This is a genomic window from Streptomyces sp. NPDC001599, from assembly GCF_042893535.1.
Lineage (GTDB): Bacteria > Actinomycetota > Actinomycetes > Streptomycetales > Streptomycetaceae > Streptomyces.
On the sequence record NZ_JBIAVA010000003.1, the window covers coordinates 1 to 15,171 of the forward strand.

Annotated in this window: 15 protein-coding genes and 2 pseudogenes; 8 read left to right on the plus strand and 9 right to left on the minus strand. The window is 70.5% G+C overall.

Features of this window, described 5'->3' with window-relative positions; translation table 11 throughout:
- Positions 1-99: 99 nt before the first annotated feature.
- From ACFYZ3_RS08780 to ACFYZ3_RS08795, 4 genes and pseudogenes are all read left to right on the plus strand, one after another.
- Positions 100-952: pseudogene (locus ACFYZ3_RS08780) on the plus strand (NAD-dependent epimerase/dehydratase family protein); the annotation flags it as partial.
- Positions 953-1,380: 428 nt separating this feature from the next.
- Positions 1,381-1,866: a MarR family winged helix-turn-helix transcriptional regulator gene (locus ACFYZ3_RS08785; protein ID WP_388514875.1), complete on the plus strand. Its 486-nt coding sequence runs from the start codon at positions 1,381-1,383 to the stop codon at positions 1,864-1,866.
- Between the two features lie 36 nt (positions 1,867-1,902).
- Positions 1,903-2,106, plus strand: a complete 204-nt coding sequence (locus ACFYZ3_RS08790) for a transposase (protein WP_388514877.1) — start codon at positions 1,903-1,905, stop codon at positions 2,104-2,106.
- A pseudogene (locus tag ACFYZ3_RS08795) lies at positions 2,066-2,419 on the plus strand (transposase); the annotation flags it as partial. The gene ACFYZ3_RS08790 and the pseudogene ACFYZ3_RS08795, both read left to right, overlap by 41 nt.
- An 11-nt stretch (positions 2,420-2,430) precedes the next feature.
- On the opposite strand, the gene ACFYZ3_RS08800 reads toward ACFYZ3_RS08795, so the two are convergent.
- The 4 genes from ACFYZ3_RS08800 to ACFYZ3_RS08815 all read right to left on the minus strand — a co-directional run bounded on the left by ACFYZ3_RS08800 (position 2,431) and on the right by ACFYZ3_RS08815 (position 5,926).
- Entirely contained in the window at positions 2,431-2,847 is a 417-nt protein-coding gene (locus tag ACFYZ3_RS08800) for a hypothetical protein (protein WP_388514879.1), read from the minus strand.
- 113 nt (positions 2,848-2,960) lie between these two features.
- Positions 2,961-3,944, minus strand: a complete 984-nt coding sequence (locus ACFYZ3_RS08805) for an IS481 family transposase (RefSeq protein WP_388514881.1) — start codon at positions 3,942-3,944, stop codon at positions 2,961-2,963.
- A 345-nt stretch (positions 3,945-4,289) separates the two neighbouring features.
- On the minus strand, positions 4,290-5,183 hold the full coding sequence (locus ACFYZ3_RS08810; protein WP_388514882.1) for a methyltransferase: 894 nt from the start codon (positions 5,181-5,183) through the stop codon (positions 4,290-4,292).
- A 128-nt stretch (positions 5,184-5,311) separates the two neighbouring features.
- Positions 5,312-5,926, minus strand: coding sequence for a helix-turn-helix domain-containing protein (locus tag ACFYZ3_RS08815; protein ID WP_388514884.1), 615 nt, complete (start codon positions 5,924-5,926; stop codon positions 5,312-5,314).
- 93 nt (positions 5,927-6,019) lie between these two features.
- Here ACFYZ3_RS08815 and ACFYZ3_RS08820 point away from each other — a divergent pair, with 93 nt between their 5' ends.
- Positions 6,020-7,027, plus strand: a complete 1,008-nt coding sequence (locus ACFYZ3_RS08820; RefSeq protein ID WP_388514885.1) for an NAD(P)/FAD-dependent oxidoreductase — start codon at positions 6,020-6,022, stop codon at positions 7,025-7,027.
- Positions 7,028-7,161: 134 nt separating this feature from the next.
- The gene (locus ACFYZ3_RS08825) at positions 7,162-8,769 is read left to right on the plus strand and encodes an MFS transporter (protein ID WP_388515961.1); all 1,608 of its coding nucleotides are present in this window, start codon (positions 7,162-7,164) and stop codon (positions 8,767-8,769) included.
- Positions 8,770-9,164: 395 nt separating this feature from the next.
- Here ACFYZ3_RS08825 and ACFYZ3_RS08830 read toward each other — a convergent pair whose 3' ends face one another.
- Positions 9,165-9,827, minus strand: a complete 663-nt coding sequence (locus ACFYZ3_RS08830; protein ID WP_388514886.1) for an FMN-dependent NADH-azoreductase — start codon at positions 9,825-9,827, stop codon at positions 9,165-9,167.
- A 139-nt stretch (positions 9,828-9,966) separates the two neighbouring features.
- On the opposite strand from ACFYZ3_RS08830, the gene ACFYZ3_RS08835 reads away from it, so the two are divergent.
- Both ACFYZ3_RS08835 and ACFYZ3_RS08840 read left to right on the plus strand, forming a co-directional pair.
- The gene (locus ACFYZ3_RS08835; protein WP_388514888.1) at positions 9,967-10,635 is read left to right on the plus strand and encodes a nitroreductase; all 669 of its coding nucleotides are present in this window, start codon (positions 9,967-9,969) and stop codon (positions 10,633-10,635) included.
- Positions 10,632-10,799 (plus strand): hypothetical protein, encoded by a 168-nt coding sequence (locus ACFYZ3_RS08840; RefSeq protein WP_388514889.1) that lies wholly within the window; start codon positions 10,632-10,634, stop codon positions 10,797-10,799. Before ACFYZ3_RS08835 ends, ACFYZ3_RS08840 begins: the two co-directional genes overlap by 4 nt.
- A 535-nt stretch (positions 10,800-11,334) precedes the next feature.
- On the opposite strand, the gene ACFYZ3_RS08845 is transcribed toward ACFYZ3_RS08840, so the two are convergent.
- The 4 genes from ACFYZ3_RS08845 to ACFYZ3_RS08860 are packed head-to-tail and all read right to left on the minus strand — an operon-like array spanning position 11,335 to position 14,874.
- Positions 11,335-12,267, minus strand: a complete 933-nt coding sequence (locus ACFYZ3_RS08845; protein WP_388514891.1) for a hypothetical protein — start codon at positions 12,265-12,267, stop codon at positions 11,335-11,337.
- A complete protein-coding gene (locus ACFYZ3_RS08850) occupies positions 12,264-12,749 on the minus strand; it encodes a hypothetical protein (protein WP_388514892.1) in 486 nt (161 codons plus the stop codon). The genes ACFYZ3_RS08845 and ACFYZ3_RS08850 overlap by 4 nt, the downstream gene beginning before the upstream one ends.
- A 2-nt stretch (positions 12,750-12,751) precedes the next feature.
- Entirely contained in the window at positions 12,752-13,969 is a 1,218-nt protein-coding gene (locus ACFYZ3_RS08855; RefSeq protein ID WP_388514893.1) for a macrolide family glycosyltransferase, read from the minus strand.
- Positions 13,966-14,874 carry a patatin-like phospholipase family protein gene (locus tag ACFYZ3_RS08860; RefSeq protein WP_388514894.1) on the minus strand — a complete coding sequence of 303 codons (909 nt, stop codon included), beginning with the start codon at positions 14,872-14,874 and terminating at the stop codon, positions 13,966-13,968. Before ACFYZ3_RS08860 ends, ACFYZ3_RS08855 begins: the two co-directional genes overlap by 4 nt.
- Positions 14,875-15,171 lie beyond the last annotated feature (297 nt).

Below are 15,171 nucleotides of genomic sequence, written 5' to 3' on the forward strand. Positions count from 1 at the left end.
AACTCTTCCGGATAAGGCTTGGGCACAGCGACATCCTTCCCACCCGCCCCACAGGGCAAGCCAGTTCAGATGTCACCCGATCGTGCGGCAGACCCCACCTTCACGCACGACATCCGGCTGGTCGGCCGCAACCCCGTGAAGATCCACGACACCGATCAGGTCCTCCAGGCCGAACCTGACGGACTCCGAGGCCACCGCCCGGGCCGTCGAGGGCAGCGAGATCGCCTACCTCACTGTGGGCCTGCCCATGGACTCGCAGCTGTGGGAGCGGCAGTTCCCCGCCATGATGCGCAACGTCATCGACGCCTGCGTGAAGTACGGAACCAAGCTCGTGTTCTTCGACAACACGTACATGTACCCGGGCACGACCACCCCGCAGACCGAGTCGACCACGTTCGAGCCGAACGGCCGCAAGGGCCGCGTACGCGCGCAGATCGCGGCGATGCTGCTGGACACGATGAGCGCGGGTTCGATCGACGCCGTCATCTGCCGGGCGCCGGAGTTCTACGGTCCGGGAAAGACCAAGAGCCTGACCAACTCCCTCGTCTTCGACCGGATCAAGGCGGGCAAGCGGCCACTCGTCCCCGTCAGCGCGAAGACCGTCCGGTCCCTCATCTGGACGCCCGACGCCAGCCGGGCCATGGCCCTGATCGGCAACACCGCGGACGCCTACGGCCAGACCTGGCACCTGCCCGTCGACCCGCACCGCCTCACCTACGCCGAGCTGATCGACGTGGCCGGACAGGTCACCGGTCGCCGGATCGGCCACACCGTGCTGCCCCTGGCCGCCTTCCGGATCGGCGGTCGCTTCGTCGGGCCGCTCGGAGAGGTCCAGGAACTGCTGCCGCGCTACCGCGGTGACAACATCTTCGACTCCTCGAAGTTCGCGACGCGGTTCCCCGACTTCACCGTCACCTCGTACCGCGAAGGCATCACGGAGATCCTCGGCTGACTCCTCTCAGCAGCCCGCGCAGCGACGAGGCACGTCGGGTGTTCCGCAGCCGCGCATCGGCGAGGGCGCCTGCACAGCTGAGGGGAGACACTGAATCTTGATGATCCAGCAAGCCTCCTCGCGCGATCGCGCCGGCCGGTAGTCCGTAAGGGGGCGATGCGAATGGCGACATCCACGCTCTCATCCGCGGGCACGGGGCCAGGGGCGGAGCCTCTGCCAGCAAAGGAAACCGGTACCCCTCCGGAGCGCACGCGTGTCTGAGCGCTTTTGTGAGCACTGACCGAGCGACCTGCCGTGATGCGGGGTCCACGGGCTCCATAGCGCGGTCTTCGGCTCAGCCGACAAGGGGCTCAGGGCTGTTCCACCGCTGCGTCCGCCCGTTTCAAGTGAAACGGTATCGGGCGACCCGGCGGCGGTACGATGCTGTCATGGCCGCTTACGCTTCCTCCCGAGACGCTGCGTCGCGCGCGAGCGACCGCCCCGGAGACGCTTCGCCGTTCGCCCTGGGGCTGCTGCTGCGCCGGGCGCACTGGCGCGCGGCGGGGGTTATGGCGGAGGCGCTGCGGCCTCTCGGGATCGAGTTGCGGCACTTCGCGGTGTTGATCGTGCTCGTTGACCGCGGTCCCACGGTGCAGCGCGACCTGGCGGCGGAGACCGGGACGGACAAGGCGGGGATCATGCGGGTCGTAGACGATCTGGAGCGCAGAAACCTCGCCGTGCGCAAGCCCGTCCCCGGGGATCGCCGGGCACGGGCCGTGGAGATTACCCCGGAGGGGCTGGAGCTCTTCGACGCGGCCCATGTCGCGGCGGAGCCGCTGGCCGAGGGGCTGGTCGCCGACCTGGGACCTGGCGGCTCCGAGCAGCTGATGCGTCTGCTGACCCGCCTCGCGCATCCGGGCAGCCGTGAGGTCTAGGCAGTTTCGTTCGGATCAGCGGTCGTTGGTCCGGGTGTGCCGTTGACTGCCGCGCAGCGGGCGCGCATCGAGCCGTTGCTCCCGGACCGGAGGCCGAAACGGGGCGGCCGGTGGAGGGATCACCGCAAGGTGATCGACGCCATCGCCTTCAAGTCCCAGACCGGAACGCAGTGGGTTCACCTGCCGGAGAAGTACGGCAATGACTGCCGGACAGGCCGGCGACGCACCCGCCTTCCTTGACGTCATGGCCCGCTTGCGCGTTCCCCGACGCCGAGGACGCCCCCGACCAGACGGGACCCTTTCCTGGCTGACACGGCATACTTCTCCCGCGCGATCAGCGAGCACCTGCGCAGGCGCGGCATCCGAGCGGTGATCCCTGTCCCGGCCGACCAGCAAGGTCACCGACCCCGTCGTGGAACCCGACTCGGCAGGCCACCGGCCTTCCATCGTGACGCAGCAGTGGCGGGGCATCGCCACTCGATACGAGTACACCGCCACCATCTGCCTGACCGGACTCCACATCGCGGGCATCTTCATCTGGTCCGCCCCCTGATCCAATGGGGACTACGATCTGGCGATTTCTTGCCGGAGTTGCCGGGTGAAGCGGCGCAGGAGGTCCAACGTCTCTCGGAACTCGGCCCGGCGGTCGTCACTGCCGTCGGTGGGCCGGGTGCTCCAGACCCTACGCGCGAGAGCATCGGCGAGATCGACGGTGTCGCCGGCACAGAGCAGGTAGAGGGCCGAGCGTGCTTCCTGCATCTGGTTCGCCAGCTCGTTGGCTCCGGGACCGTCGTCACTCAGCTGTGTTTGCTTCAGGTAGTCCAGCAGCTGAACTACGGCCGTGTTGAAGCCGATCCCGGCTTTGAGCTTCTGCTCGCGGAGCCACATGCGGTCCTGTCGGTGCGCGGTGAACCACGAACCGAACACCGCGCCTATGAGGCCAATAGCGGCCCCGACGGCCACGGACAGGATGTTCTCCACGGTCAGCTCCCCCCAACGTACAGCGCCGCCAGGCTACAGAGGCCGCCGGAGGCACCGCACACTCGACCAGCGCCCTCACACACGCACGGGTGCGGTGATCCGAACGAAACGGCCTAGGTGTATTGACCCGCAGGGTTGTTGACACGGCTGATGGGCGGCTGCCCGGCGAGTGCGGTGTGGCACCGGTGATAGTTGTAGGTGTGCAGGAAGTCCACCAGGGCCTCGGTCCGTTCGGCGTTGCTGGCATAGGGGCGTACGTATGCCCATTCTTCGAGCAGGGTGCGATTCAGCCGCTCCACCTTGCCGTTCGTCTGCGGGCGGTACGGGCGGGTGCGTTTATGGATGATGTCGGCAGCGCTCAGTGTCTGACCGAACAGCTTGGATCTGTAGCAGGAGCCGTTGTCGGTGAGGACTCGCTCGACAGTGATGCCGTGAGCCGCGAAGAAGGCGTTCGCGCGCCGCCAGAACGCGGAGGCGGTCTCCTTGCGTTCGTTGGCCAGGACCTCGCTGTAGGCGAGCCGGGAGTAATCGTCGATGGCGGAGTGGACGAAGCTGTAGCCGATCACGGGACTGCCGCCCTTGCGGGCGACGGTTGTGGCCTGCCGATTTCCGGTGGCCTGCTGGCGGGGCATGATCCGGTGGCCGCCTCCGTCGGGGATGTTGCCGAGCCTTTTGATGTCGACGTGAACGAGTTCGCCGGGGCGTGAGCGTTCGTAGCGGCGGATGATCTGACCGGTGGGTCGGTCCATCCAGCTGAGTCGATTCAGGCCATGGCGGGTCAGGACGCGGTGGACCGTCGAGGTGGGTATTCCCAGGATCGGGCCGATCCTGGCGGGGCCGAGCTTTCGCTCTCGCCGCAGCGTGCAAACCTGTTCCTCGACGTCAGCGGGGGCACGGTGCGGGGTGGTCCGTGGCCGGCTGGGGCGGTCGTACAGACCGGCGTCGCCTTCGGCTCTCCACCTGCGCACCCACTTGTGGGCCGTGGTGCGAGAGATGCCCATCTCGTCAGCCACGTGGGCGACGGGTCTGCCGGCTCGAACCCGGTCGACAAGGAGCCGTCTGCCGTGGACGGTCAGCCGGGCGTTGGGGTGGGACAAGAAGACCTCTGGGTGATGTGTGGGCTGGGTGCTGGCACCGCTCTTTGCGCCGACGGCGTCCGTGGGCTTGGCAGCTGGTCAAGGCAAACGGAGCTGAGTCGATTTCCGTCTGGCCCACCACGACGACCGCGAGTTCGCAACCGGTGTCGGCCTTCTCCTCGCCGGCATCGCCACCACTTCAAACCAGCGCAGAAGGCCGACCGCCTCGAAGACCGCGCCGGTCAGGGGAAAGGAAGGTCATGCCCCCAAGGCGCCTGCGCAGTGCCATGCGCTTCGTTGAGCTGAGCAACGGCAAGGTCAAGGTCGTCGCCAACGCCAAGATCACCGACCCGGGGGAGGCGGGAGTCAGGTGCGGCGGGCGGCCCATACGGTGCGCTCGGTGCGCATGGCGAGGTCCTCGCGGCGCAGCAGGCTGTTCGGGCTGTTGGTGTCCAGGAGCTCGTCGAGTGCGGCGAGGTCCTCGGGGCTGAGGGCGGGGGCGGCGACGCTGCGGACGCGCTGCAGAATGCCGTAGGCGTAGCGGCCGATCGCTTCGCTGCGCGCACCTTCGATGTTGACAGCGAAGGTGCGTTCGTCCTCGACGGTGAAGTCGGCGGCTGTCAGCATCGGGCCCCAGTCGGCGCCGCGGTGCGGAACGTGCTCGACGTGGAAGTTGTTGGTCGCGGCATGGGCGCGTTCTTCGAGGCCGGGCCGGCTCTCCGGGGCGCCGGCGGGCAGGAAACGGGGGACGCCGGCGAGTTCGACGACGGCGAACAGGCCGCCGGGGGCGAGCAGCTCGCGGACGTTGCGCAAGGCGCGTTCGGGGTTCGCCATGTGGTGCATCGAGGCCGAGGCCCACACCAGATCCGGCCGGCCGAGCTCGGGCCAGTCGTCGTGGTCGAGGTCGGCCCGCACGGTCCGTACGCGCTCCTGGACGCCACGGGCGCATGCCCTCTCGCGCAGGAGCTGCAGATGGCCGGCCGAGGTGTCGACGGCTGTGACGTGCGCGTCGGGGAAGCGTTCGAGGAGCGTGAAGGTGCCCGCGCCGGTGCCGCAGCCCAGGTCCACGATGTGGCGCGGCTCGCTCGTCAGCGGCAGCGAGGCAGTGATGGATGCTGTGTGCTCGGCGAGCACCTCGGCGTCCAGATCGAGGATCTCCGCCTGGCCGCCATCGCTGTGCGCATGGTGGCCGCCATTGCCCTGGCCGGGGTGGTGACCGCTGTTGCCGTGGTGAGGGGTGTGCTGATGACTGTGGGGCATGACTCGACCGTAAGCTGACCATGCGCCTGTCGCACGTCTCGTTGCGCATAAAGCAAAGAGACGGCTTGGTGTACTGCCCTGCACGCAAGATCGCGCTTTGCCGGGGCCTCCCGGCCGGTCATGGCCCGCTACGCGCAGGGGCCCTGGGTGCCTGTGCAGTCGGCTTCGGAGTCGTCGGTGCCGGCGTCTTTCTGATGGCCGCGGCGGGCGTCGCGGTCGAAGATGCCCAGGATCTCGCAGGGGCCACCCTCGGCGCCGATGGCGTGCGGCATCATGGTGGGGAACTCGGCGGCCTGGTTGGTCTCGATGCGAAAGCGCCGGTGGCCGAGCATGAGGATCGCGGTGCCGGACAGCACGACGAGCCATTCGCGGCCCGGGTGGGCGCGCATGCGGGCCGGGTTGTCGGGCGGCGGGTCGGTCATCCGCTGGCGCATCACGCTCATGCCGGGGTCGCCCTTTATGGGCCAGCGCATCATGCCGTGGGCGCCGTCGATCGTCGGGCTGATGACGACGTCGTCCGCGGCGTTCTCCACGAGCTGGTCCAAGGTGGTGTCCAGGGCGCGGGCGAGGGTGACGAGCTGGTCCAGGGCGAGGCGGCGCTGCCCGTTCTCGATGCGGCTCAGTGAGGACTGGCTGAGGTTGGCCCGGGTGGCCAGTTCCTCCAGGGACCATCCCTGTGCGACGCGCAGTGCGCGGATCCTTTTGCGTACGAGGCTGTCCAGCTGCCCATCTTCTTGCGTCATAGGCAGCATCGTATGCCCTTGATGCAATGTGGGCCTAACGTCGGACACGAGTGGTCCGGCACCGAGGGGCCAGGTACGACGAAAGGGCGCGACATGTCTGCGCACACTTCCCACTACGACAGCGACGCACTGTCCACCGACACCGTGGACGTGGTGGTGATCGGCGGCGGCGCCGCGGGCCTGAACGGCGCGCTGATGCTGGCCCGCTCACGCCGCTCGGTCATCGTGATCGACAGCGGCACCCCGCGCAACGCCCCCGCCGCAGCCATGCACGGCTTCATCGTCCTGGACGGCACCCCGCCGCCCGATCTCCTCCAGCGCGGACGCGAGCAGGTACGCCAGTACGGCGGCCGCATCGTCTTCGGGGAGGTGACCGAGGCCGAAGCCGCCGCCCCCTCGGCCGACGGTGACTTGCGGTTCACCGTCACCCTGGCCGACGGCCGCACCCTGACGGCGCGCCGCGTGCTGGTGGCCACCGGCCTGCGCGATGTGCTGCCCGAGGTGCCCGGCCTGGCCGAACACTGGGGCCGCAGCGTGGTGCACTGTCCCTACTGCCACGGCTGGGAGGTACGCGACGAGCCCATCGGCATCCTCGCCACCGGCCCTCTGTCCGTTCACCACGCCTGGCTTTTCCGCCAGCTCACGGACGATCTGATCTACTTCGCCCGCGGCACCGACCTGGACTCCGAGACCCGCGCTCGCTTCGCCGCCCGGGGCATCCGCGTCGTCGAGACCGACGTGAGGGAAGTCGTGAACGACACCGACGGCACCCTTGTGGGCGTCCGCCTGGCCGACGGCACCCTCGTCGAGCGGCGGGTCCTGGCCGTCACCACAAGGATGGAGGCGCGCACCGAGGGCCTGGACGGGCTGAAGCTGCCCATGGAGGATCTTCCCGACAGCATGGGCCGCCGCTTCGCTTCCGCCATGGCCGGCACCACCGAGATCCCGGGTGTGTGGGTGGCGGGCAACGCCACCGACCTGGCCGCCCAGGTCGGCGCCGCCGCCGCGGCCGGGGCGCTGGCCGGCTCGCACATCAACGCGATGCTGGCCGCGGCGGACACCGACGCCGCCCTCGCCTCCGCGCAGAAGGCCACCGGCTGACCCGTACGTCCGCTGCTGAACCATCGCGCGCCCGCCGTCCGGTGATCCGCGCGGTGAGCAAGTCCCCCATCTGATCGATGCGGCGCCCGGCCCTGCCCCGGCGCTGATTCAGCATGCCCTTTTGGAAGGAAACCATGAGTACCCATCAGCCTCCACAGACGCCGGAATCGCCGGTCGGCACAGTGCCGGATGCGCGTCAACTGCGCGCGATCCTGATCACCGTCTCGATCGCTTTGATGGCTGTCATCGCCTCGGTGTCGGGGCTGAGCGTCGCCCAGACCCACCTGGCCGTCGAGTTCGACGCCTCGCAGAGCGCCGTCCTGTGGATGATCAACAGCTACACCCTCGCCCTGGCCGCGCTGCTGCTGCCGCTCGGCGCCATCGGTGATCGTCTGGGACGCAAGCCCATGTTGATTGCGGGATTGGTCATCTTCGGCGCCGCCAGTGTCCTCGCGGGACTCGCCCCGACGGCCGGGATAATGATCGCCGCCCGGGTGGCCGCCGGCGTCAGCGCCGCTATGATCATGCCGATCACCCTGGCCGTCATCACCTCCACCTTCCCCGAGGAGGAACGCGGCAAGGCGATCGGCGTGTGGACCGGTGTCGCCGGAGGCGGCGGCATCCTCGGCATGTTCCTCTCCGCCCTGCTGGTCGACGTCGCCGACTGGCGCTGGCTGTTCGTGCTGCCCGTGGTCCTGGGGGCCGTGGCACTGGTGATGACACTGAAGTCGGTGCCCAACTCCCGCGAGCACTCCCCCCATTCCTTCGACACCATCGGCGCGCTGCTCTCCGTCATCGCCGTGACCGGTCTCATCTTCGTCCTGCAGGAAGGCCCCGAGCGCGGCTGGACCGCCCCCATCACGCTGATCAGCCTGGCCGTCGGCGTCGCCGCCGCCGTCGCCTTCGTGGCCTGGGAGCTGCACCGCCGCGACGCTTCGCTGTTGGACGTACGCCTGTTCCGTGAGCGTGGCCTGGCCGGCGGCTCGATCACCCTGCTGGTCGTCTTTGGTGTTCAGGCCGGTATCGCGGTGGTCCTCTTCCCGTTCTTCCAGGCTGTGCTCGGCATGTCGGGGCTGCTGTCGACCGTGGCGCTGATGCCGATGGCCGTCATGATGATGATGGGCTCGGGCCTGGCCCCCAAGGTGGCCGCCAGGATCGGCGCCCGCTCCACCATGACGGTAGGCGTCGCCCTGTCCGCGCTCGGCCTGGCGCTGATGGCGATGTTCGTGTCCGTGGACGGCGGCTACCTGTCCATCCTGGCCGGCATGATCGTCATGGGTATCGGTATGGGTCTGTCGATGACGCCCTCCACCGAGGCCATCACCGGCTCCCTGCCCCGAGCCAAGCAGGGCGTGGCCTCTGCGCTCAACGACGTCACCCGCGAGTTCGGCACCGCTCTCGGTATCGCAATGCTCGGCGCCCTGTTGGCCAGCGGCTACCGCAGCGCTATCGACGGCAAGCTCGACGGCATCCCCGACGGGGCCGCGGACACCGCACGCGAAGGCATCGCCAACGCCATCGAGGTCGCGCCCACCACCGGGGGCCACGCCCAGGATCTGATCCACGCCGCGCAGCAGTCCTTCGTCGATGGCTGGCAGCAGTCCATGTGGGTCGGCGCCGCCGTCATGGCCGCCCTGCTCGTCTACGTCGCTCTGCGCGGCCCGAAGAACACCGCAACCCGCCAACCCGACGCCGAGGCAGCCCCCGAGACCGCGGTCACGGACAACGTCGCCGCTCGCTGACCTCGCACAAACCCCGTGCGGGCGGAGCACGACGACGCCCGCACGACAGCCCGCCGTCGGGTGCGCCGCGACCTCGCGGTTCACCCGACGGCCGTACAGCGCCTGCGCGTAACACGATCCCCCCGATCACGGGCAGGAGCGGTGCCCATGAGATCGTGCGCGAACAGATCACCATCTTCCGCCGGCCCGGCGCCCTGCCCGAGGCAGAACTCGACGACCCCATTCACCACTCGCAGCCTCGACATGGACGCATTGCGCGCTGCCGGTCCCTACGGGCCCAAACACATGCAGCGCATACCACGGCGACTCGCACCTTCTGTCAACAACGCTTGTGGTCAATACACCTAGGGCGCGCCCGGAGAGCCTTTCCGGTCGGCGGGTGGGTCAGCCGGGCGTCACTTGCCGACGTCCGCGGTGAGGCGCTCGGTGAGTTCCTTCGCCTTGGTGACCGCGTCAGCGTGGGCGCGCTCCCGCGACGCCTCGAAGAGCGGGGTCAGTTCGGACATGGCCGGATTGCGCGGGGCCATGGTGAGTTCCGGGACGATGAACTCCAGATCCAGCTCGAGGGTGCTTCGGAGGACGGCCTCCAGGTAGTTCTGCACGAACTCGAAGTTCTCGCGCGGAGTACCCGGCGCGTAGGAGCCGCCGCGGCTGGCGACCACCACTGTGGGGGTGCCCTGCACGGAGGGCGACTCGCCGGCCGTGCGTCCGAGCAGGAGCACGCTGTCGAGCCACGCCTTGAGAGTGGACGGGACGGTGTAGTTGTACATCGGGGCCCCGATCAGGATGGCGTCCGCCCGCTCCAACTCCTCGATGAGCTCCAGGCGTGCGGCGAACGCGGCGGACTGGCGCGCGGTGCGCTGGGACGGGTCGGCGTAACCGGCGGACCAGGCGTCCGCGGTGATGTGCGGGACCGGGGCGGCGGCGAGGTCGCGGTAGATCACCGTGCCCTCCGGGTGCTGTTCCTCCCAGGTTCGACGGAACACGGCCGTGACGGACCGGGACGCGGACGCCTCGGCCGGGAACACGGACGAGTCGATGTGCAGAAGCGTGGCCATGGGGGATCTCCAGACAGCGGTATGGCGCCCAGCGGCCGGGCGCTGGGCGGACTTGGCATCTAGTTATACACGAGATGGTCGCGAATGATACTGTCGCAGTTGCAACCATGATCATGAACGACTAGGGAGATGTGACTTCATGGATGTCTACGAGGCGGTCAAGAGTCGGCGATCGGTCCGCCGCTTCTCCGACCGGCCCGTCCCCCGAGAAGTGCTCAAGCGCGTGCTGGCCGCCGCCGCCTGGGCGCCCTCCGGATCGAACCTCCAGCCCTGGCGCGCCTTCGTGCTCAGCGGCGGTCCACTGGAGACGCTGAAGAAGCGCACCGGGGCTCGCCTGGCCGCCGGCGACCCCTTTGACGAGCCGGAGTACGAGCAGTACCCGCAGCAGCTGAAGTCGCCGTACGGCGAGCGGCGGTCCGCCTTCGGTGAGCAGCGCTACGGTGCCCTCGGTATCGCGCGCAAGGATACGGAAGCGCGCCAGCGGGCCGCGTCGGGCAACTGGGAGTGCTTCGGGGCGCCCACCGCGCTGTTCTGCTACATCGACCGCGACCTGGGGCGTCCCCAATGGTCCGACATTGGCATGTTCCTGCAAAATGTGATGCTGCTACTGCGCGAGGAAGGCCTGCACAGCTGCACACAGATGGCGTGGGCGAAGTTCCACCGCACGGTCGCGGAGACCGTGGCGCCGCCGCAGGAGCTGGTGCTCTTCTGCGGCATGTCGATCGGCTACGAGGACCCTGCGGCGAATCCCGCCCGCACGGGCCGGGCCGCCTTGGAGGAGACGGTCACCTTCATCGACGGCCCGTGAGACTCCTTCCTTCCGCGGGCCTGGCCCTGACCTGGATCGCCGACGACCAGGGCATCCGGCTTCCGGCCACGCCGATCCGGCCGGTCTCCGCGAAGGACGTCGCCACTGCAGTGGCGGAGGTCGCCGTGGGCGCCCGGACGGCGCATTCGGCCCGGGCGGTTTGACGTATCCGAGTATCCGCCCGGGACGACCGCGCCCCTCGAGCAGTCGGGCCACCTCCGGGTTGATGTGGGACGCGGCCCTGAGCCGGAGCGAGTCGGAGCGCCCAGGAGGTCGTCTGGCAACCAGGACCGCCGTGCCTCGACGGCGTGCAGGAGCGCCCACTCCCGCAACCGTCGTGCCGGGAAAGGGTCCTGTCATACCGCCTGCGCCATCGCGGCGGCCCGGGTGGCGCAGGCGGGGTCGGGAGGCAGGCCGCCCAGCGCAAGAGGTGCCGTAGTACGGCGGACCGGCCCATCGACGGGGCCTGGATCGTCGAAGACCCGCTCCGCCAGAGCCGGTTCCGCGGAGCCGACAACCCGCGCGAGCCCGCCTCCGCGCACCCACCCGGCGCCCGCCGCCTGTAGGCCGCCCGACACGCCAATGGTGTGTTCCACGCCGTTGGCGTGGCCTCGTTCTGCGGCCGTGTCCGGGCGCCGCCTCACGGCCCGTGCCATGCCGGTGAGCCCTCGGTGAGTACCGCACCGAGGGCTTGGACCGTCAGGGCCGCGGCCCTCCAGCATGGTTCCGGCAGTGGTCGCGGATGAGCGCCACCACCGTGTCGGCGGTGCGGGCCAGATGGGTGCGGCCGTCGGGCAGCAGAGCGCTCCGGCTGATGTAACTGAGCGGTCCCACGTGGGTGGCCGGGTCGAACCGGTGCACCGTGACCTTCCCCTCGCGGGTGGCCCGGTTCCAACCGCTGCCGCGGAACAGCGGCCAGCGCTGCGGAAACATCCAGGTACCCACCCGCTCGATCCGGTCACCGGAACCGGTGAGCCGATGCACGTGGTCGGCGCGCGTGAGGTCGTTGGCACCGTTGTGGAAGCCGCCGAACATGATGAGCAGCAGGGGGCAGCCGAGCCGCTTGCTCAGTTCGTCGACGGCGCCGGTGGCCACCTGCGCACCGCCGCTGTAGCTCAGCAGGACGACAGGGACGCCGCTGCCGGGCCGGTAGCCGGCCAGTCGCAGCTGGGTGGCGATCTGCGAACCGACGGCCCGGTTGTACAGCGGCCGGTAGCGGCGGTCGGCGGCCACGAAGATCTGCATCACGTTGTGCAGGAAGAGCACCAGCCCCACGCGGCGGCGCAACCACGACCACACCGGCCGGTCGGCGAGCGGGTCGGCCAGCGGGGAGTAGGGCTGCACCTGGCCCAACACCCGCAGTTCCGGCGCACTGGCCAGCACGGCCCTGACCAACTGGCCGCCGTCCCGGCTGTCCCGGACGCGACGCTTGCCGATCCCGTCCAGATAGACGAGATAGGCGTCCGGAGGCCGGTCCGGGTCGGCGCCCCGCGCGTACGGCACCCCGTCCGGCAGCTCGGTGACCGGCGCACGCCATCCGGCGCCGTAGGCCAGCACCTCGTAGCGTGCCAGCAGGCCCTCGGCCAGCAGAGCCGGTCCGAGGGCGACGGCCCAGAGCAGGAAGTCGTTCATGGGGCCTCCGCCGTGTCGGTGGCGCTCATCCGCACGACCAGCCGCCGAACACCCTCGACCGCGACGCCGAGCACCACACCGGCCACGGACACGCAGCCGGCCGCGGTCCACCAGCCGAGACCGGTCGCCGCGGACAGCGGACCGGTCAGGCCGGCTCCCACCCCCACGAAGAGCAGGAGGTGGAGCAAGGAACCGAGCAACGGGAACGCCAGTACGGCCGAGAGCACGAGGGGCGTGACGAGGCCGGGCGTCCACTCCAACCCGTCACCGGGGGGCGGCGACCCCAGCAGGAGCTCGGCCAAGGTCCAGGCCGTCAGCGGCCAGAGCGCGAACACGGCGCCCTCGACGACCGCGCCGGCCAGGACCAGCCGGACCATCCGGCTGCGGGGCACCCCTGGCCGGCGTACCGCGACAGGCGTGACCCGTCCGAGCGCCTCGGACAGCCCGGCCAGCATCAGCAGGGCGACGACGGAGGGTGTCATCGTCAGCCTCCCTGCGGATCGCCAGGAGCCGGTTGCGCGGCAGTGGCCGGGCGCAGGTACCCCTCGAGCTCGTCGGCGGCGCGCCGGTAGCCGCCCGCCTCACGCTGGGTGGCCCGCAGCCCGGACGTGGCGGCCCGGTAACGGGAGTCCTCGAGGAGGCGCCGCGCGACGGCGCGCACGGAGTCCTCGGTGACGTTCTCCGTACGGATCGACAAGCCGGCCCCCAGGTCCACGACGCGCCGGGCGACCATGGGCTGGTCGGCGCCCTGCGGTACGACCAGGAGCGGGACGCCCGCGAACAAGGCCTCGTTGACGCTGTTCATGCCGCCGTGGGTGATGAACAGCGCCGCGCGGTCCAACACCTGAAGCTGCGGCACGGAACGCCGCACGAGCACGTTGCCCGGCAGCTCGCCCAGGGCGGCGGGGTCGGTCTTCCCGGTGGAGACCACCACGGTCCCCGCCAACGGGGAGAGCGCCGCGGCGAACGTACGCAGCAGTAGCGGCTCGGCGTTGAAGACTGTGCCCAGCGAGGCGTAGAGCACCGGGTCCCGGAGCCGGTCCGAGGGGAACGACGGGTCGTCCGGCCGGGCACCGATGCTCGGGCCCACGAACCGGTAGGACCGGTCGAACTCCTCCACGGCGGGCTGGAACGCGCGGGAGGTGTACACCAGGTTCAGCGGCTGCCGGATGTCCGCCAGGTCGAGCAGCGGAACGCCCGTCGCGGCGAAGTGGCGGCGCAGCGCCAGCCGGGCCCCCACGTAGCCCGCCAGGTTCCGCGGGCGGGCCGCGGCCCCGGCCAGCAGCTCCCGCGAGGCGCGGGTGGGGCTGGGCACATGACGGTTGTAGGCGAACGTGGTGAACGACGAGACCGCCGGGACGCCGAGCGCACGGGCGGCGACCGCGCCCCACAGGCAGGCGCTGTCGTGGACGATCAGGTCGGGGCGGTCGTCGCGCAGGTCGGCGAGGACGGCGGGCAACAGATCCAGAGCGGTGCGGGCGAGCGCCTCCATCAGCGTGACGGGCGCCGGGGGGTCGGGAAGGGGCTGGTCCCCTCCCGGATAAAGGCGCACGGTCGCGCCGGTGGCCGCGATCTCCTCCCGAAAGGCGGGGGAGGTGTGGTAGGTGACGGTGTGGCCGCGACGGACCAGCTCGGCCGCGACCGGCAGCGTCGGGTTGATGTGTCCGTGCATGCCGATGTTGAGGAACGCGATGGTACTCACAGGCCGGCCCTCGCAGGGGTGAGGCGCGGTGCCCGCCGCGTCGTCGCCGACGCGGCGGCGTCGTGTCCGGCCGCCGCCGCAGCGGCCGGATCGTCCTCGGCCCGGTACAGGACCGGTCCGCTGACGCGAAGGTCGTCGAGGAAGCGGCCGGCCGTCGCGGAGGCCGCTTCGACGAGCCGCCTGCTGTGGCGGAAGTCCCAGGGCGCGGGCCGGACGTCTGTCCCGGTGGGCAGGACGACGGTCGGCAGCCGGCGGGTCACCTCCGCCAGGTCCCGTTCGAACTGACGGTGCACGAGCGGCAGACCGGCCCGTGACGCGACGGCACCGGCCCGTCGGGGCGGCGCGGTCGCCGGCGGCGGTGAGCTCTCCGGGCCGGTCGGCACCGCCACCACGCCGGCCGCTCCGGCCCGCAGGGCGGCCCGCACCGGGACGTAGGCGAGCACCCCGCCGTCCACGAGGGTGCGGCCCTCGCGGCCGACCGGGTGCAGGAGGCCCGGGATGGCCGCGCTCGCGAGGAGTGCGGTCGTGCGGTCACCGCGGTCGAGCAGCGCCGGAGCGCCGGCGACCAGGTCCATGGCCACAGCGGTGAACGGCACCGCCGGCTCCTCGATCCGCGCCGGGAGCCCGGCCCGGGCGATCAGTCGGCGCAGGCCCCGGTCCGTGAAGATACCGGCACGCGAGGCCGGAAAGCCCGGCTGGTACACGTCACGGCGGCGCAGCCGGGTCCACACGTGCTCCAGCCACGGCGCTGCCCGGTCGGGGTGCGCCGCCGCGATGGCTCCGTTCCACGCGCCCACCGAGGTGCCGATGATCATGTCCGGCCGGAACCCGCGCTGCTCCAGGGCGTGCCCCACTCCCACGTGAGTCGCTCCGAGTACGCCACCCGCGCCCACCACCACGGCCACGGGCCGGGGGAGGGCCGCCAGGCCTGCCGGCCCTGAGCCTCTCGGATCTCTCTCGGCGGAGCCGGTGCACGGCGACGGAGCCGACGGGTCCCGGCGGCGGGTCGGCATCATGGTCCACCTCTCTCACCCGCAGTGGGGCGTGGTAGCGCTTCGCTGAGAAAAGGACCGGCCGGCACGGCGATCTGTGACAGTGGATTTCTCACGGGCCCCGAGTGGTCCGGGACGAAGGGCGACGCGGTTCCGGCCGATCCCGATCGGCGCCTTCGGCGGCCCCCGTAATCGCCCCCGCTCCGCGCG